At 57.9% G+C, this 18,308-nt stretch carries 16 protein-coding genes and 1 pseudogene; 8 read left to right on the top strand and 9 right to left on the bottom strand.

The features are described from left to right. The first annotated feature begins 459 nt into the window (after positions 1 to 459). Together PSH97_RS04765 and PSH97_RS04760 are read left to right on the top strand one after the other, a co-directional pair. The gene (locus tag PSH97_RS04765; protein WP_305448307.1) at positions 460 to 2,397 is read left to right on the top strand and encodes an alkaline phosphatase D family protein; all 1,938 of its coding nucleotides are present in this window, start codon (positions 460 to 462) and stop codon (positions 2,395 to 2,397) included. Between the two features lie 16 nt (positions 2,398 to 2,413). Continuing rightward, positions 2,414 to 2,941, top strand: a complete 528-nt coding sequence (locus PSH97_RS04760; RefSeq protein ID WP_305448306.1) for a P-loop NTPase family protein — start codon at positions 2,414 to 2,416, stop codon at positions 2,939 to 2,941. Between the two features lie 64 nt (positions 2,942 to 3,005). Here the strand turns inward: PSH97_RS04760 and PSH97_RS04755 are convergent, their stop codons facing one another. After that, positions 3,006 to 4,181, bottom strand: coding sequence for an aspartate aminotransferase family protein (locus PSH97_RS04755; protein WP_305448305.1), 1,176 nt, complete (start codon positions 4,179 to 4,181; stop codon positions 3,006 to 3,008). A gap of 102 nt (positions 4,182 to 4,283) precedes the next feature. On the opposite strand from PSH97_RS04755, the gene PSH97_RS04750 reads away from it, so the two are divergent. The 3 genes and pseudogenes from PSH97_RS04750 to PSH97_RS04740 all read left to right on the top strand — a co-directional run. Beyond that, positions 4,284 to 5,189: a LysR family transcriptional regulator gene (locus tag PSH97_RS04750; RefSeq protein WP_305448304.1), complete on the top strand. Its 906-nt coding sequence runs from the start codon at positions 4,284 to 4,286 to the stop codon at positions 5,187 to 5,189. A 76-nt stretch (positions 5,190 to 5,265) separates the two neighbouring features. Beyond that, positions 5,266 to 6,279, top strand: a complete 1,014-nt coding sequence (locus tag PSH97_RS04745; RefSeq protein WP_305448303.1) for a sensor domain-containing diguanylate cyclase — start codon at positions 5,266 to 5,268, stop codon at positions 6,277 to 6,279. A 15-nt stretch (positions 6,280 to 6,294) separates the two neighbouring features. Next, positions 6,295 to 6,462 (top strand): annotated as a pseudogene (locus tag PSH97_RS04740) (GNAT family N-acetyltransferase); the annotation flags it as partial. An 8-nt stretch (positions 6,463 to 6,470) separates the two neighbouring features. Here PSH97_RS04740 and msrA read toward each other — a convergent pair. Genes msrA through msrB form a run of 3 tightly spaced genes read right to left on the bottom strand, consistent with a single transcriptional unit; the run spans position 6,471 to position 9,552 of the window. Next, positions 6,471 to 7,178: a peptide-methionine (S)-S-oxide reductase MsrA gene (gene msrA, locus PSH97_RS04735; protein WP_305448302.1), complete on the bottom strand. Its 708-nt coding sequence runs from the start codon at positions 7,176 to 7,178 to the stop codon at positions 6,471 to 6,473. 27 nt (positions 7,179 to 7,205) lie between these two features. Next, the gene (locus tag PSH97_RS04730) at positions 7,206 to 8,993 is read right to left on the bottom strand and encodes a cytochrome c biogenesis protein DipZ (protein ID WP_305448301.1); all 1,788 of its coding nucleotides are present in this window, start codon (positions 8,991 to 8,993) and stop codon (positions 7,206 to 7,208) included. Positions 8,994 to 9,036: 43 nt separating this feature from the next. Beyond that, positions 9,037 to 9,552 (bottom strand): peptide-methionine (R)-S-oxide reductase MsrB, encoded by a 516-nt coding sequence (gene msrB, locus PSH97_RS04725; protein WP_305448300.1) that lies wholly within the window; start codon positions 9,550 to 9,552, stop codon positions 9,037 to 9,039. 153 nt (positions 9,553 to 9,705) lie between these two features. Here msrB and PSH97_RS04720 point away from each other — a divergent pair, with 153 nt between their 5' ends. The 3 genes from PSH97_RS04720 to PSH97_RS04710 all read left to right on the top strand — a co-directional run bounded on the left by PSH97_RS04720 (position 9,706) and on the right by PSH97_RS04710 (position 12,787). Next, complete coding sequence (locus PSH97_RS04720) at positions 9,706 to 10,422, top strand: response regulator transcription factor (RefSeq protein ID WP_052966637.1); 717 nt, start codon at positions 9,706 to 9,708, stop codon at positions 10,420 to 10,422. Further along, positions 10,419 to 11,945, top strand: a complete 1,527-nt coding sequence (locus PSH97_RS04715; protein ID WP_305448299.1) for a sensor histidine kinase — start codon at positions 10,419 to 10,421, stop codon at positions 11,943 to 11,945. Before PSH97_RS04720 ends, PSH97_RS04715 begins: the two co-directional genes overlap by 4 nt. A 137-nt stretch (positions 11,946 to 12,082) precedes the next feature. Continuing rightward, complete coding sequence (locus PSH97_RS04710; protein ID WP_305448298.1) at positions 12,083 to 12,787, top strand: hypothetical protein; 705 nt, start codon at positions 12,083 to 12,085, stop codon at positions 12,785 to 12,787. 204 nt (positions 12,788 to 12,991) lie between these two features. On the opposite strand, the gene cyoE is transcribed toward PSH97_RS04710, so the two are convergent. From cyoE to cyoA, 5 genes are read right to left on the bottom strand one after another with little or no spacing between them, the layout of a single operon-like run. Then, the gene (gene cyoE, locus PSH97_RS04705) at positions 12,992 to 13,879 is read right to left on the bottom strand and encodes a heme o synthase (RefSeq protein ID WP_305448297.1); all 888 of its coding nucleotides are present in this window, start codon (positions 13,877 to 13,879) and stop codon (positions 12,992 to 12,994) included. Between the two features lie 11 nt (positions 13,880 to 13,890). Beyond that, positions 13,891 to 14,226: a cytochrome o ubiquinol oxidase subunit IV gene (gene cyoD, locus PSH97_RS04700; RefSeq protein ID WP_052966641.1), complete on the bottom strand. Its 336-nt coding sequence runs from the start codon at positions 14,224 to 14,226 to the stop codon at positions 13,891 to 13,893. Next, complete coding sequence (locus tag PSH97_RS04695) at positions 14,227 to 14,853, bottom strand: cytochrome o ubiquinol oxidase subunit III (RefSeq protein WP_305448296.1); 627 nt, start codon at positions 14,851 to 14,853, stop codon at positions 14,227 to 14,229. A 3-nt stretch (positions 14,854 to 14,856) separates the two neighbouring features. Further along, positions 14,857 to 16,887, bottom strand: a complete 2,031-nt coding sequence (cyoB, locus tag PSH97_RS04690) for a cytochrome o ubiquinol oxidase subunit I (protein WP_305448295.1) — start codon at positions 16,885 to 16,887, stop codon at positions 14,857 to 14,859. 3 nt (positions 16,888 to 16,890) lie between these two features. Continuing rightward, complete coding sequence (gene cyoA, locus PSH97_RS04685) at positions 16,891 to 17,835, bottom strand: ubiquinol oxidase subunit II (RefSeq protein ID WP_305448294.1); 945 nt, start codon at positions 17,833 to 17,835, stop codon at positions 16,891 to 16,893. Positions 17,836 to 18,308 lie beyond the last annotated feature (473 nt).

The raw sequence follows: 18,308 nt of genomic DNA, 5'->3' as shown, positions 1-18,308 counted from the left end.
GCAACTTGTGATGCTGATAATCTTGTTGACTATCAGTCTGACTCCACAAGCACCCACACGAATTGCTTGATTCAGTTGTTAAAGAGCGGTTGGTTAAGATCTTTCGTCTCAACCGAGGCGCGCATTCTACAGCAGCCTCTGTTGCTGTCAAGCAGTAAAATCTTTGTTTTTCTTCATAAGATTCAACTACTTGCCCCGAAACAAACATCCAAGATGCTCGTTAGCGGGAGGCGAATAGTACAGCATTTAATTTCATGGTCAACCACCTGCTGCGATTAATTTTAACCCGGCTCCAGAGAGGGTGAAACCAGCATGCGTCCATCACAGCTCCTTTGGCAGATGTGTTGTGCGAAGCGATCTTCGTTGTGATTCAGGTATAAGCCATTGGCTATCAGACAGTCCTCGCCACCGTCTGCGCTATCATCGCCCGCCTCTCTGCACCAAGAGTCTTTAACCAGGATGTCCGCACCTTTGCCATTGCCCGCCGATCACTCTCCATTGCCACCAGTCCTCGTCGGTCCGCTATTACGGCGCCTGGAACCCACGCGACTGCTGCTGTGGCTGGTGGGCTCCCGTGCGCTGACGCTAACGCTGCGTCTGCAAGGAATCGACATCCGTCTCGATGCGGGGCAATGCACGATCATCCCTGTCGGTACGCATGCCTTCGTTCATTTGATTGATGTGCCACTGGATGCCGCCCTGCCCTGCGACACGTTGATCGAGTACGACCTGCTGATCATCGAAGCGGATGGCGCTCAGTCGGGCATCCTCGAATGGGCGCCTGATCTACTATATGGCGAAGCGCGTTGTCCGAATTTCGTGTTGCGCTCACGGATTGATCAGTTGCTGCATGGCTCCTGCCGTAAACCCCACCATCCGGCGGCCGATGGTTTGTTGTGCGTCGATCGGTTGCTGGAGTCCGAGCCGGACGCTTGCAAGCGCCCCGCGCTATTAATAATGAGCGGTGATCAGGTGTATGCGGATGATGTCGCGGGGCCGATGTTGCGGGCAATTCATGCCTTGATCGAGCGTCTGGGGCTGTTCGACGAACACCTCGACGGTGCAGTGGTCAGCGATAGCGCCAAACTCTACGAACACCCGGCCAGTTACTACCATCGTGCGGATTTGTTACCGGCGCTTGAGAGCAACGAAACCCTGCGCGAACGATTTTTCGGTGGAGCGCGTAAGCCGATTTTTACCAGTAGCAGCGCCGACAACCATTTGGTGACCTTTGCCGAGGTCATGGCCATGTACCTATTAGTATGGTCACCAACGTCCTGGACACTGATCGCGCCGCAACCACCGGCACTGACGCCCGAACGACGCAAGCGTTATGCCCTGGAGCAGACGCGCATCGATGAGTTCAAGAAAGGACTGGGTGGTGTTGGACGAGCGATGGCGCACCTGCCGTGCCTGATGATTTTCGACGACCACGATATTACCGATGACTGGAATCTTTCCGCACAATGGGAGGAAACGGCCTACGGCCATCCGTTCTCCAAGCGCATCATCGGCAACGCGCTGCTCGCTTATATGCTGTGCCAAGGCTGGGGCAACAACCCGGACGCGTTTGGCGGCATGCTGGAAAAAACCCGACTATTGAGTGCCCCTGGGCAAGACCATTACCTCGACAGCGACGTCCAGGATAGCTTGATCGATGAGCTGCTGAGCTTTCAGAAGTGGCATTACGTGCTGCCCACCCGCCCTGCGCTGGTGGTGCTCGACACCCGCACTCGTCGCTGGCGCAGCGAGATGACGCTCAAGCAACCGTCCGGCCTGCTGGACTGGGAAGCGCTCAGCGAGCTGCAACAGGAATTGCTCGATCATCCCTCGGCGATCATCGTTTCGCCGGCGCCGATTTTCGGCGTCAAACTGATCGAAACCGTGCAACGGGTGTTTAGCTGGTGCGGTTATCCACTGTTGGTGGATGCCGAAAACTGGATGGCCCATCGCGGCGCGGCCCAAGTGATCCTGAACATTTTCCGACACTCCCGCACGCCCGGTAACTACGTGGTGCTGTCCGGCGATGTGCATTATTCCTTCGTCTACGAAGTATTGATCCGATACCGAAAGGCCGGCCCACGAATCTGGCAGATCACCAGCAGCGGCATCAAAAACGAATTCCCGTCCGCCCTGCTCGAATGGTTCGACCGCCTCAACCGCTGGCTCTACTCGCCCCGCTCGCCCCTCAACTGGCTGACCAAGCGTCGACGCATGCGCATTGTTCCGCACATTCCCGAGCACGCCGAAGCGGGTGAACGGCTGTGGAACTCGGCAGGGATCGGCCAAGTGTTCTTCAATGAAAAGGGCCAGCCGCAGGATATTTATCAATTCAATGCGGATGGATCACCGAAGACGCGGATGATTGCGCCTGAAAGTTCCGAAATGGTTGACTGACTTCGCCCGAGTTGCCATGAGCACACATCACCCGCCCACCCTGAACCTCACCCGAACCCTGATCATCGGCAATTCCGGCTCGGGCAAGAGTTGGCTGGCCAAACGACTGGCCGAGCAACTGCAAGTACCCTGGATCGATCTCGACCTGATTCACTGGATATCCGATGAACACAGCATCCCTCGCCCCCGCGCCGAAGCGCTGGGAATGGCGCGGGTGGCAGCCAGTGAACAACGCTGGGTTATCGAGGGCGTTTACGGCTGGATGGTCAGTGAACTTGTGGAACAGGCAACATTGCTGATCTGGCTGTGTCTGGAGGATGAAGATTGCGTCAATAATATTCGCCTGCGAGAGTCGAAGCGGGACGACAACGACGAATTGCTGTTCGCGTTACTGGAATGGGCCGGCCGCTACCGTACTCGTGAAGGGTCCAGTGGATTTGTCGCGCATCAGCGTTTGTTCGAAGGGTTTGACGGTTCGAAACTTCAACTGATGGACCGGGCTGAAGTCACGGCTTTCGTCAGTACGATGGAACAAACCGACTGATCGCTCCTGATTCCACTGACGCTGGCACCGATTCTGTAGGGTAAATGCGTACATCCAATAGAAATCAGGCTGCGCTCACCGCCCGACACACCCCTCTGACAATCATCTCCACTTCCCGCTCATCAATCGTCAACGGTGGCAGCAGGCGAATGGTCTTGCCCCGTGTCACGTTGATCAGCAAGCCGTGATCGCGGGCTGCAATCAGGGTCAGGTCGCGGATCGGTTGTTTGAGTTCGATGCCGATCATTAAACCCTGACCGCGAATTGCCAGGACGTTGGGGTCATCGGCCAATTCGATGCGCAATCTGGCGAGCAAACGTTCTCCCTGCAGTTTGGCGTTCTCCAGCAGGCCCTGTTCCTCAATGATCTCCAGCACGGTGCACCCCACGCGGCATGCCAGCGGGTTTCCGCCGAACGTGCTGCCGTGGCTGCCGGGGGTGAACAGGTCAGCTGCTTTGCCCCGGGCCAGACAGGCACCAATAGGGATGCCGTTACCGAGGCCTTTGGCCAAGGTCATGACGTCCGGGATGATGCCTTCGTGCTGGAACGCAAACCACTGGCCGGTACGGCCGATGCCAGTCTGGATCTCGTCGAGCATCAGCAGCCAGGCGCGCCGGTTGCACAGTTCGCGCACCGCTTTGAGATATCCGGGCGGCGCCACTTGCACACCGCTTTCGCCCTGAATCGGTTCCATCAGAATCGCCACGATGCGCGGGCCGTGGGCTTGTTGCACCGCCTCCAGCGCCGCGAGGTCGCCGAACGGCACTTTAATGAAATTCCCCGGCAATTCGTTAAACCCCAACCTCACCGCCGGCCCATCACTGGCGGACAAGGTGCCAAGAGTACGGCCGTGAAAGGCGTTTTCCATGACCACCACCAGCGGTTGCTCGATGCCTTTGTGCCAGCCGTAAAGCCGCGCAAGTTTCAGTGCTGTTTCGTTGGCTTCGGCACCGGAATTGTTGAAGAACGCCCGATCCATGCCCGACAGCCGAACCAGTTTCTGCGCCAGCCGCTGTTGCCAGTCGATGCTGTACAGATTGGAGGTATGTAACAGCAGCCCGGCTTGCTCGCTGATGGCCTCCACAATTCGCGGATGGGAATGGCCGACGTTGGTCACTGCTACCCCCGCCACTGCGTCCAGATATTCGCGACCGGCCTGATCCCACAAGCGCGTGCCCAGGCCTTTGCTGAAACTCAGGGCCAAGGGTTGGTAGGTGCTCATCAGGCAGGCGGCGGTCATGACATCAAACTCCATTAATAGTCGGTGTTTTTGCAGTATGGTTAGCCACCTGAGCTGGATAAATACTGCAACACTTCAATCATTTTAAAGCTGAGCTTGATAATGGATTTGTTCCAGGCAATGACCGTTTACGTAAGAGTGGTGGAAGCCGGCAGCATGACCGCCGCCGCTTTGCAGTGCGAAATGTCCACGACCATGGTCGGCAATCATCTTCGAGCCCTGGAGCAACGTCTGGGTGTGCGCCTTCTCAACCGTACGACACGACGCCAGAGGCTGACGGAGTTCGGCACGGCGTACTATCAACGTTGTCTCGAAGTATTGGGGTTGGTGGCCGATTCCGAACGTTTGGCCGAACAGACCCTCGATGAGCCGAGCGGCACCCTGCGCATCACCGCACCTTTGACCTTTGGCACCGAACGGCTGGCGCCGGCCTTGAGCGAATTCGCCCTGCGCTGTCCGCAGGTCAAACTCGACGTCGTCTTGACCAACCAGCGCCTGGATCTGCTCGACAACGGTTTCGACGTGGCGATTCGCTTGGGCACGACCGAACTGTCCAATATGATTTCTCGCCCACTCATCGACTACACGATGACCCTGTGCGCATCCAAGGATTATCTGGCGCGTCGAGGCACACCGGAAAAACCCGCCGACCTGCAACACCATGACTGCCTGGCCTTCGCCTACCCGGCCGGAGATGACTGGCACTCGGTAGAAAAACAATGGCGCCTGAAAGGACCCGAAGGCGAAGTCATGGTGGAGGTAAGCGGGCCGATGCTGATCAACAGCTCGGCGGGCCTGCATCAAGCGGCGCGAACCGGCATGGGCATCGTGATGATGCCCGATGCGCTGGTGGAGCAAGACCTTCGGGACGGAAAACTGGTGGCCTTGATGCAGGACTACCAACTGCCAAGTCGGCCGATGAACCTGGTGTACGCCCAGGACCGCTACCGTTTGCCGAAATTGCGCAGCTTCGTCGACTTTGCACTGCAGTGGTGGGGCAAACACTAGCCGGGGGAATACGCCATGAACTAATCTCCGCGACTGACGAGTCACGTTGATATCAGGGACGACAGGGAGACCGGTGATGGGTGAGGCATCGAATATCGAGCCATTGAAGTTCAATCTGTCAGATTTTAACGAAGACATGCTGCACACCATTCTGGAACTGGTCAGCGATGGCATCTGGGACTGGAACGCCAACACCGGGTTCGTCTACCGCAACCCCGGGTGGTACGAGATGCTCGGCTATACGCCTCATTCCCTGGATAACAACGTGTTGACCTGGGAAAACGTGATCCACCCCGATGATTATTCGCGGGTCATGGCGCTGTTTGATGACTACCTGGATCAGCGGGCTCCCGGTTATCAGGCCGAGTATCGCTGCCGCATGCGCGACGGCACTTACACCTGGATCGAAGATCGTGGCTACGTGCTGGCACGTAATGCCGATGGCTCGGTGGCGCGAATGATCGGCGCGCACCGCAGCATCGAAGACAAGAAACGCCTGTTCGAAGAACTGGAGCGACGTAATCAATCCCTGGAAGCCATCGTCGAAGAACGCACTCGGGAGTTGTCCCGGGTCAATCAGCAGTTACAAATTCAACTCGAAGAAAACCGCAAACTGGCAGAAACCGATGTGCTGACCGGCATCGCCAATCGCTATCGACTGGAAAAAACCCTACCCAAGGAATGCGACCGCGCCCAACGCTTTCGCCAGCCTCTTTCGCTGATCGCCATGGACCTTGATGACTTCAAAAACATCAACGATCACTACGGCCACGCCTTGGGAGATGCAGCGTTGGTGCAAGCAATCGAGTGTGTGAAGCACTGCGTGCGCGAAGGCGATCTGTTGGCGCGTTGGGGCGGTGACGAATTCATCCTGATCCTGCCCAATACTTTGTTGGCCGACGCCAGGGCACTCGCAGAAAGAATCCGTCATGGCCTGTCGAGCCTGCTGCCGGTCGGGGACTATCAAGTCACTATGAGTTTTGGCGTGGTGCAACGTTTTGAAGAAGAACAACAAACCGGTTTGCTGGCCAGGGCCGATCAGGCGTTGTATCGGTCCAAGATCGCAGGCAAGAATGTGATTTCGGGATGAGTACACCCGTGCGAGCAAACTCGACGTGAAGGCGTCGGTCGCGCGCTGGTTGAGCATGTCATGGGCGACAACACCGCCATTACCTGGGTTCTGCGAGCAGGCCGTGAAGGTGCTTCGGATTTCTTTTCAAAGCTGGGCTTTGAAACGTCGACCATTGCGATGGAACGCTCACGCTTGAAGTAGCCAATGCACTATTGACCAGCCTTCACCAACACCGGCTTCTCCTGATACCGATCCGGATACAACTGCTTCAACTGCGCCACTTTCGGCAGGTCATTGATCACGATGTAGGGGTACGTCGGGTGCTCGGTCAGGAAGTCCTGATGTTCCTCCTCTGCCGGATAGAAGCCGTTGTAGGTTTCCAGTTTGGTCACGATGGGTTTGTTGAACGAATGGGCGGCGTCGAGTTGCGCGATGTAGGCCTGGGCGACACGTTGCTGTTCAGCGCTTTTCAGGAAAAGCGCTGATCGATACTGAGTGCCGCGGTCCGGCCCCTGGCGGTTAAGTTCGGTGGGGTTGTGGGCCACCGAGAAATAGATCTGCAACAGGCTGCCATAACTGACTTGAGCGGGATCGTAGGTGACTTCGACAGCCTCCGCATGACCGGTATCGCCGTTGCTGACCCGCTCGTATTGAGCGGTGTCAGCGGTGCCGCCCGCGTAGCCGGAAACGGCATTCTTCACCCCTTTGACGTGTTGAAATACCCCTTGGACGCCCCAGAAGCAGCCGCCCGCAAAAATTGCCGTTTCACTGCGTGCTTGAGTGTTCTCGTCGAGCGTGGGTGGCGGAATGATGACCGCCTCTTCGGTGCCTCCGAAAGAGAACGCTGCGCACTGACCGATAACACCGGCGGCGGCCAATCCCAGCAGGGTGCGACGCCAGTTATATAGGGTTTTCATGGCTTGTCTCCTGAGTGAATGGGGCTATCAACCAAACGTAAATGCATACGCCGACACACCGGGATCGAGAAACTCAATGCTGAATGTCCGGTCCTTTACGCCTGCGGTTTGGCGTACCAATTGATACAACCGCTGTTCGATAACGCTGCCGCTGCCATCGGGCGCCACGTCGACACCATGGGCATCACCTGGGGGCTTGCCGTCAATCAACACTTTGAAACGCACCGGTTTGCCATCAGCACCGGGGCCCAATACCAGATGCAAGTCGCGAGCATGGAAGCGGTAGACGATACGACTGGCCGGGGCGTTTGAAACGGCCCGCTCCGGACCGACAGTCCATTGGCCATCCAGGCTCCAGTTATTGAGGGCCAGTTGTGACGGTGGGCTATAGGCCATCACCTTGTCTGGCGCCAGATCAATATCAGCAACGAAATGCTCCGCCCGTCGGTAGCCGACATAGGTTTCCGGCGATCGCACTTCATTCATGTTCGGGGCGAGCTGGACACCCTCGGCACGAGCATTGATCAGCCCGTCCGCGACTTTCGCGGCGCCCGTCTCACGTAACAGTTGCTGAATCACTCGCTCCGATTCGGCGTATTTGCCTTCGCCAAAGTGGTGATAACGAATGCGCCCCTGAGCATCGGCAAAATAGTGTGCTGGCCAGTATTGGTTGTTGAAAGCACGCCAGACCTTGTAGTCGTTATCGATTGCCACCGGATAAGTGATGCCCAGGTCTTTCATGGCTTTGGTGACGTTGCCTACATCTCGTTCGAAGGCAAACTCGGGCGTATGGACGCCGATCACCACCAAGCCCTGATCACGATACTTCTCGGCCCAGGCTTTCACATACGGCAGGGTGCGCAGGCAGTTGATGCAGGAGTAAGTCCAGAAATCCACCAGCACAACCTTGCCCTTCAAGGCCTGGGCGGTGAAAGGGGGTGAATTGAGCCATTGCACAGCGCCGCCCAGCGATGGAAGGTTGCCTTCAATCGGCAGTTCACCCGGTATCTTGGCGGTCATTTTCATGCTGCCGACGGGTTGATCCCCGTCCCGTGGAATCTGCGACATCATCGCCCCACTGTCGGTGGGCAACTTACCGGCCAATCGGTTTACCAGCGCCTGCTCGATATCGCCGGTGGATGCCGTCGAGACCCGCGCCAGAATCCCGGTATCCAGCCCCAAGGCGATCGCCACTACGCCGGCCAGCATCGCCCCCCCCAAGCCTCGACGCAGCCACTCGCCGGCGCCTATCGAGCGCTTCATTGCGGCGAAGACTTTACCGCCCAGCAGCAGTGCCGCGGCGAGAGAGGTAGCCGCACCGGCCGCGTAAGCCAGTAGCAACAGTGTGGTGGCGATGTTTGCTCCTTGCAGCGCCGCGCCAGTCAGTAGCAGGCCCAGAATCGGCCCGGCGCAGGGCGCCCAGAGCAGGCCCGTGGCGACACCGATCAGCAACGAAGCGCCGGGACGCGGCCGGGTATCGGCAGCCGCGGCTTCCGACAGCCGACCGCCGGCCGCCACCAGTGGACGCGTCAAGCGCTCGGCCAACCGGGGCAGCAACAGCGTCAGCCCGAACAGTGCAACGAACAGCAACGCGAGCCAGCGACCGTACTGATTGACTTGCACCACCCAACCGCCGCCCACCGCCGCCAACGAGGCGACGAGCGCGAAGGTCAGGGCCATCCCCGCCAGCAGCGGCAAGCCACTCTTCATAAACGGCTGCCCGGTGCGAGCGAAGACAAAGGGCAATACCGGGAGAATGCACGGGCTGATGATCGTCAGCACACCACCGAGATAAGCGAGGACCAGAAGCCACATAATGTCGACCTGCGCGAAGTGAGTGAAAGGAAGTGCCCATGGATTACGCCTGTGGCTTGAAAGTCAGCGCCAGGCCATTCATGCAGTAGCGCAGACCGGTTGGCTTTGGCCCGTCGTCGAAAACATGACCCAAGTGACCGCCGCAACGACGGCAGTGGACCTCTTCGCGCAGCACGCCGAAGGAGCGGTCCTGACGGGTGGCGACCGCGTTGTCCAGTGGTGCCCAGAAGCTCGGCCATCCAGTGCGGCTCTCGAACTTGGTGTCGGAAGAAAACAACGGCAAATCACAACCGGCGCAGGCAAAAACGCCCTTGCGGTGCTCGTTGTTCAGCGGGCTGCTGTAAGCCCGTTCAGTGCCCTCTTCGCGCAAGATCTCGTATTGTTCGGCGCTGAGCATGGCGCGCCATTCGCTGTCGCTGTGGGTCACCTCGAAAACCTCAGCCGCGCGGGCCTCATCGATCAGCGCGACGCTTGCGGAAAATTTTGGCAATACACCGATCACCAGGGCTGCAGCCCCCAGCCCGCCGCTCGCTACAAGAAACTGTCGCCGTGAAAACATGGGCCTTCTCCAAAATTCCAGATGCCTTGCATGGAACACAGCCTAGGCTTGAGTTGATCGCCAAATCCTCACGAGGAGTTAAACAATTCGTGATAACTCAGCCTCAGGAAAACCCGCACAATGTGTTCATTGCGTCACAAAGGATTGAGCTCCATGGAACAGACCAAGCGCGTCCTGGTGGTCGAGGACGACCTGCATATCGCCGACCTTATCTGCCTGCATCTTCGCGATGAGCAGTTCGAGGTGGTGCACTGCGCCGACGGCGATGAGGGCATGCGACTGCTGCAGCAAGGAAGCTGGGATGCACTGATTCTCGACCTGATGCTGCCCGGCGTCGACGGCCTGGAAATCTGCCGCCGCGCCCGGGCCATGGCCCGCTATACACCGATCATCATCACCAGTGCGCGCTCCAGCGAAGTCCATCGGATTCTGGGGCTGGAGCTCGGTGCCGACGATTACCTGGCCAAACCCTTTTCCATGCTAGAGCTGGTGGCACGGGTCAAGGCATTGCTGCGACGGGTCGACGCCATGGCCCGCAACCTGAAAATGGACGCTGGCAGCCTGATCAGCGATGGCCTGTCCATCGACCCGATCACCCGCGAAGTATCCCTCGATGGCCGTCGCCTTGACCTTACGCCGCGGGAGTTCGACCTGCTGTACTTCTTTGTCCGCCAGCCCGGCAAGGTCTTCTCGCGCATGGACCTGCTCAACGCGGTGTGGGGCTATAGCCATGAAGGCTACGAACACACGGTGAATACCCACATCAACCGCCTGCGGGCCAAGATCGAGGCCGATCCGGCGCAACCGGCGCGCATCCTCACCGTGTGGGGTCGTGGTTACAAATTCGCGACGAGCGGAGAGCAGCCATGAGATTGACCCTGACCCAACGCCTGTCCCTGGTGTTCGCCGTGCTGTTGCTGGTGTGCAGCGGCACCTCGGTATGGATGCAGGTGCGCTCCAACCACATGCATGAACTGGAAGTGGTGCAGGGGTTGTCGCGGGATCTGGCGCAACACATCGCCCACGACACTGTACTGATGGACCGCAATGGCCCGATGCCCAATGCCGTGCGTGAATTGTTCAGTCAGCTGATGCTGGTCAACCCCAGTGTCGAGGTCTATCTGCTCGACACTGGAGGCCGGATTGTCGGCAGCGCCGCGCCCGAAGGCCGAATACGCCGGGAGCGGGTCGATCTGGCGCCGATCCAGCGTTTGCTCAAAGGCGAGGCCCTGCCGATTCTCGGCGACGATCCGCGCAGCGTCGATGGCAGCAAGGTGTTCAGCGCCGCGCCATTGCGGGTCAACGGTCAACCGGCCGGTTATCTCTATGTAGTATTGCTCAGCGAGGAGCACGACCGCTTTGCCGAACGCGGCGCCACCAGCGCGGCGCTCAATACCGCGTTGTTATCAATCGGGTTGGTGGCGTTGCTGTGCCTGATTGCCGGCCTCACGGCATTTGCCCTGATCACCCGGCCATTGCGCCGCTTGACCGAGAAAGTCAGTCAGTTCGATATCAATGGCGTTCCGTCGGCGCCGCCCGCCTCGCCCGAGCCAGAGCCGGTAAAAAAAACCGCCAGCCACGATGAAATTGCCGTACTCGACGCCGCCTTCCGACAGATGCAAGCGCGTCTCGGTGAACAATGGAACTCGCTGACCCGCCAGGATCAGGAGCGTCGCGAACTGGTGGCGAACATTTCCCACGACCTGCGCACACCACTGGCCTCGCTGCATGGTTACCTTGAAACCCTGTCGCTCAAGGACGCCACGTTGTCCACTGCCGACCGCCGCCGTTATCTGGGGATCGCCCTGGATCAAAGCCGCAAAGTCGGTGGCTTGGCGCAATCACTGCTGGAATTGGTGCGGCTGGAACACGGTTTCGTGCAACCAGTGCTGGAGCGCTTCTCCCTGACCGATCTGGTGCAGGACATCATTCAGAAATTCGAACTCAGCGCCGAAGCACGCCAGATCGAGCTCAAGGCCACGTTCGCCCCCAACGTCGCGGTGGCCTGCGCCGATCTGGGGCTGATCGAACGGGTGCTGACCAATCTGTTCGACAACGCCCTGCGTCACACCCCCCAAGGCGGAGAAATCGAACTCAGCCTCCGTCCTCAGGGGGCTTTTATTGAAGTGACCGTCAGCGACACCGGCCCCGGCATCGCCCCTGAGTTGCGCGAAGGTCTGTTCCTGCGTCCGTTCAACATTGGCGGCGCACGACGCGATGGCGGCCTGGGGCTGCGGATCGTTCATCGGATCCTGCAATTGCACGGTCGTGAGATTGAGCTGATCGATGTGCCTGGACGCGGTGCGACCTTTCGTTTCTCCTTGCCGGTGGATGAGCAAACAGCGGAACAATGTGTGGCTCGCTCGATGAATATAAATTCGATGGGGAAATAGTCGACAGCGCTGGCAAAAATACTGACCAGCCACCGGTTCATCCGTGACAACGCAGCCTCGGTCCAATAGATTAGGCGCCCTGAAAAGGCTTCGTGCTTTCTCGCCTCAATCCAAGTTAAAGAAGTAGTGAAATTTCAATGTCCGATTCCAATACCGCTGAATCCGTAGTCACCTTGTCGTCCAAAGCGGAATACGAAAACTCCATCAATCTTTCACAGCATGTGCCTCAGGCCAAGACCATCAGCGAGATGGTTCTGGACGCTTTTCAATCCACCCGGGAAAGCGACCAGATCCGCGAACTGCGCACCGCGATTCGCCAGGCTCATGACAGCTTCGACGACGACAAAGCCTACGAATTGATGGGCGAACTCAAGCAACTGAAAGACGCCGAAGCGGCCGACATTGCTGCCCTGGAAGACTTGAGCAGTAAATTCCCGATCAGCCGCATTCTGTCCAGCTTCAAGGACGACCCAGCGTTTCAGGAAATCGTCTATGGCCTGGCGCTGAAGGTACTGAACCAGACTCACCAGGCCATCAGCAACCCGAGCAGCGGCAAGAGCAAAGCGGCTCGCGCCAAGAAAGAAGTCGAAGTGTTCACCATCAGCAAGGACGGCATCAGCGTCACCCTGCCCCTGCGCACCCCGCGCTCGCGCCTGAACGTTGACCGTGAAGCGCTGGAATTCCTGGGCTTCACTTTCGTCGGCGAAGGCGATGAAGCCGAGCTGGAAAGCGAAACGTTCCTGGACAATGCCGGGGCCGAACAAGCGGTCAACCGCAAGAACATCATCACTGCGCTTCAACAGCAAACCGCGTTCGACGGCTACAGCATCGCCGCGCAGTAACGCTAAACGCTGCACATAAAAATCCCCGCCATCAGTGCGGGGATTTTTATTGCCTGTTCGCTTATTAACTTTTTCCTGATACACCGCGGCGCATCCATCGCGAGCCTGCTCGCGATAGGGATGACACGGTCCGTCAAATAGAACCCAATAAAAAGCCCCGCTCCTCTCTCGAAGGGCGGGGCTTTTCTTTACAGCATTCGAAGCTTAAGGCGCGTAAGTCAGCAACAGCTCACTCGGCACTTTAAAATCCAGCGACATCATCACGCTCAACGCAGTAATGGTGAAGATCGAGAACACGAACAGCTTGCGTGCCCAGACCGTGTCATCCACTGCCTTGTAACCGGTCCAGGCCATGTACAACCAGTACATGCCCATGGCCGCGGCGACGGCGAGGTAGCTCATGCCGGCGTAGCCGCTGAAGGTCAGCATCAAGGTCGCTATGAGGAACGCCAGGATGTAGAGCAGGATGTGCTTCTTGGCCACTTGAATCCCGCGCTTCACCGGCAACACCGGAATCGACGCGGCCAGGTAATCGTTGAAGCGGAAGATTGCGATGGCGTAGGAATGCGGCATCTGCCACAGGCTGAACATCACCAGCAGCGTCAGTGCGGCCATGTCGAAGCTGTTCGTCACAGCCACGTAGCCAATCACCGGCGGCATCGCCCCCGACAGGCTGCCCACCAGCGTGCCGTGAACCGACTTGCGCTTGAGGTACAGGCTGTAGAAACCGACGTAGATGACAAAACCGATTACCGCGAACAGCGCGGCCAACGGGTTGGCCACCTTGTACAACAGTGCAACGCCGAAAACACCAAGGATGGTCGCAAAAACCAGGGCCAGCTTCAGGGAGATCAAGCCCTGGACCAGCGCCCGGTTCTTGGTGCGTTCCATCTTCAGGTCGATGTCGCGGTCGATGCAGTTGTTGAACACGCAACCGGAGGCCACCACCAGGGACGTGCCGATCATCGCAGCCAGGAAGATGGCCAGATCGACATGCCCTTTGGAGGCCAGGAAAAATCCGCCTGCCACTGAAAGCACGTTACCGAAAATGATCCCCGGTTTGGTGATTTGGATAAAGTGCTTCAAGGACATCCGGACTTACCTCAGTGCGCCATCATGTTGGTGTGGATGCTGAACATGATCCACAGCGACAGGCCTACCAACAGGACGATTACGATCGCGGCGAAAACAAACGCAATGACGTTGTTACGCTGCGCCGCCGAACGGTCCAGGTGGAGGAAGTACACCAAGTGCACCAGCACCTGGATGACTGCGAAGGCCAGTACGATCCACAGGGTCAGGGCTTTCGGCAGCGACGGGTACATCACCAGGCCGAAAGGAATGACGGTCAGGATCACCGACAGGATGAAGCCGATGGCGTAGGACTTTACGCTGCCGTGGTTGGCTTCGTGGCCATCGTGGGAATGAGCGTTAGCCATTTACATAGTCCCCATCAGATAAACAACCGTGAATACGCAGATCCACACAACGTCCAGGAAGTGCCAGAACAGGCTCAGGCAGCTCAGACGGGTCTTGTTGGTCGCCGTCAGGCCGTTTTTCTGCACCTGGTACATCATGATCGCCATCCAGATCAGACCGCTGGTCACGTGCAGACCGTGGGTGCCGACCAGGGTGAAGAACCCGGACAGGAAGCCGCTGCGGCTAGGGCCGAAGCCTTCGGAGATCAGTACGTGGAACTCGTTGATCTCCATGCCGATGAAGCCGGCACCGAACAGGAAGGTCATGCCCAGCCAGCCCAGCACCTGGTTCTTCTTGCCCTTGAACAACGCCAGCATGGCGAAGCCATAGGTGATCGAACTGAACAGCAGCAGAGCGGTTTCGCCCAGTACGTATGGCAGTTCGAAGATATCGTGGCCCGACGGGCCACCCGCTACGTTGTTAACCAGTACCGCGTACGCCGCGAAGATCGACGCAAACAGGATGCAGTCGGTCATCAGGTAGAGCCAGAAACCGAATACGGTCATCTCGCCCGAGTCGTGGTGATGGTCATCGTGCCCATGTCCATCGACATGGGTGTGTCCAGCATTGGTCACTAAGTTCGACATGGTTTAAGCCTGTTCCAACGAGGTTTCAACACGGGTGGCGGTGGCTGGAACTTTCCCGGCCGCTACCAGACGCTTGTGCTGCTCGGCTTCGATGCGCTCGATCACGTCGACCGGCACCATATAGCCCTGATCATCACGTGCAGCATGGATAACGAAGTAACCCACGGTGCCGACCAGGCTAACGATGGCCAACCACCAGATGTGCCAGATCATCGCGAAACCGAACACGGTCAACAGAGCACCCATGACCACACCGGTGGCGGTGTTGTTTGGCATGTGGATCGGCTCGTACTTGGCCGGAGCCTTGTACGCGGTGCCGTTTTCCTTGGCTTCGGTGAACGGGTCGATGGTTTCCGCTTTTGGCAGCACAGCAAAGTTGTAGAACGGTGGTGGCGACGAGGTCGACCACTCCAGGGTATGGGCATTCCACGGGTCGCCGTGTTCGCACATGTTCTCTGGCTTGTTGCGATCACGCACGCTGACATAGAGCTGGATCAGCTGGCAGGCGATACCGACGGCAATCATCACCGCACCGAACATGGCGACGTACAGGTACGGCACCCACTCAGGGTTGGTGGTGGCGTTCAGACGACGGGTCATGCCCATGAAGCCCAGTGCATAGAGCGGCATGAACGCGACGAAGAAGCCCGAGATCCAGAACCAGAATGCAGCCTTGCCCCAACCTTCATGCAGCTTGAAGCCGAACGCTTTCGGGAAGTAGAAGGCGAAGCCTGCGATGTAACCGAATACCGCGCCGCCGATGATCACGTTATGGAAGTGCGCGATCACGAACAGGCTGTTGTGCAGAACGAAGTCAGCACCCGGGATGGCCAGCAGTACGCCGGTCATGCCGCCGATGGCGAAGGTCACCATGAAGCCCAGGGTCCACAGCACCTGGCTGGTGAAACGCAGACGGCCCTGGTAGATGGTGAACAGCCAGTTGAATAGCTTCACCCCCGTCGGGATCGAAATCAGCATCGTCGCCAGACCGAAGAAGGCGTTGACGCTGGCACCCGAACCCATGGTGAAGAAGTGGTGCAGCCAGACCATGAAGCCCAGGATCGAGATCGCGCCCGATGCGTAGACCATCGAGTGGTGGCCAAACAGACGCTTGCCGGTGAAGGTCGAGATGACTTCGGAGAAGATCCCGAACGCCGGCAGAATCAGGATGTAAACCTCGGGGTGACCCCAGGCCCAGAACAGGTTGACGTACATCATCGGATTGCCACCAAGTTCATTGGTGAAAATGTGGAAATCCATGTAACGGTCAAGCGTCAGCAGCGCCAGGGTAGCGGTCAGGATCGGGAACGAAGCCACTATCAGAACGTTGGCCCAGGTGCAGGTCCAGGTGAAGATCGGCATGTCCATCAGCTTCATGCCAGGAGTACGCATTTTCAGCACGGTGGCCAGGAAGTTGACCCCCGTCAGCGTCGTACCTAGCCCGGATAGCTGTAGCGCCCAGATGTAATAATCCATCCCCACGCCTGGGCTGTATTGCAGGCCCGACAGCGGCGGATAGGCAACCCAGCCGGTCTTGGCGAATTCGCCAACGCCCAGGGACAGGTTGATCAGCACCACGCCGGAAACCAGCAGCCAGAAGCTCAGGGAGTTCAGGAACGGGTAGGCAACGTCACGCGCGCCGATCTGCAGCGGCACTGCAAGGTTCATCAGGCCGGTGAAGAATGGCATCGCCATGAAGATGATCATGATCACACCGTGAGCGGTGAAGATCTGGTCATAGTGTTCAGGTGGCAGGTAGCCAGGCGAACCCTCGGTGGCCATCGCCAACTGGGTACGCATCATGATGGCGTCGGCAAAACCGCGCAGCAGCATGACCATGGCGACGATGATGTACATCACGCCGATTTTCTTGTGGTCGACCGAGGTCAGCCACTCGGTCCACAGGTAGGTCCACTTCTTGAAGTAGGTGATTGCAGCGAACAGTGCCAGACCACCGAGCGCGATCATGGCGATGGTCACCATCACGATCGGCTCGTGGAACGGGACCGCTTCCCAACTTAATTTACCAAACATCGTTTACTCCTCTGCCCCGGCAGCTGAATGCGAGTTCATGTCCATTCCTTGCGTAGCGGCCACTTCTTTCTCTTTCTTCTCGTGCTTCACCTTCGGACCCGGTTTCATGCCTTCGTACTTGTCGACGATGATCTGGAACAGGTTCGGCGTGACCGAGGAGTAGAGCTCGACTGGGTTGTTCTGGCTTGGCTTGGAAAGGGCTTCGTATTCAGCTTTTTCAAGCTGTTTAGGTGCCTTTTTGACTTCGCTTACCCAGGCGTCGAAATCTTCCTGAGAGGTGGCGATCGCTTTGAACTTCATGCCGGTGAAACCCGCGCCGCTGTAGTTGGCGGAGATACCGTCCATTTCAGCGTTCTGGTTGGCGATCAGGTGCAGTTTGGTCTGCATGCCGGCCATCGCGTAAATCTGGCCGCCCAGGGCCGGGATGAAGAACGAGTTCATCACGGAGTCGGACGTCACCTTGAAGTTGATCGGCGTGTGGGCCGGGAACACGATCTTGTTGACCGTGGCGATGCCTTGCTCCGGATAGATGAACATCCACTTCCAGTCCAGCGCGACCACTTCAATGGTGATTGGCTTGACGTCGGATTCCAGCGGCTTGTAAGGGTCAAGCGCGTGGGTCGACTTGTAGGTGATGTAACCCAGGGCAATGATGATCAGCACCGGGATCGTCCACACTGCGATTTCGATCTTGGTGGAGTGCGACCACTTCGGCGTGTAGACGGCGTCTTGGTTGGACGCGCGGTATTTCCAGGCGAACAGGAAAGTCATGACGATGACCGGCACGACGACCAACAGCATCAGCAGCGTTGCGGTGATGATCAGGTTTCGCTCATCCAGGCCGACCTGGCCCTTAGGGTCGAGCAAGGTCATGTTGCAGCCTCCCAGCAACAACGTGCCGAGCAGCGGCAATAAGCCTAGTAGTCTGGGGTACCTGTTTTTACTCATCTCACGACCTCTAAAGCAGCTTGCGCAATGCAGTTGGGTTTTGATCGCCAACACTTCACCCTGCCAAGGGTTGGCATTTTTCTTGGATTGAATAAGGGCCTGCCCGTCGCGCGTCAGACGCTGTTCGACAATTGCTGGGCCTGCGGTGAGTTCTTATTCGAATTCGTGGTCAAGGGCCTTGTTACAGACCAATTCCATTTGGTGCGGATAGTCGGAAGGCACCGACACCTGGGAGTCGCATGAAGCCATCAGGCCTCTCGACACCCTAGTTCTGCTCATGCACCTGAGTAAGGGTGAGCAGTGCCGGGAATTCAGTGCGGGCGATTGTAGATATGTAACGATTCATAAACCATGTCTCATCCCGAAATAATTTTTATCCGATCCGACAACAATCAGTAACGGCTTTTGCAAAAGTGCGCCATGGTATCGAAATTAATTCTCAACAAAAACACCAAAAATTGTAGGTCTACCAC

Source organism: Pseudomonas cucumis, assembly GCF_030687935.1.
In the GTDB taxonomy this organism is placed as follows: Bacteria; Pseudomonadota; Gammaproteobacteria; order Pseudomonadales; family Pseudomonadaceae; genus Aquipseudomonas; species Aquipseudomonas cucumis.
Note: the sequence above shows the minus strand (reverse complement) of the source record. Positions and strands in the feature narration are given on the sequence as shown.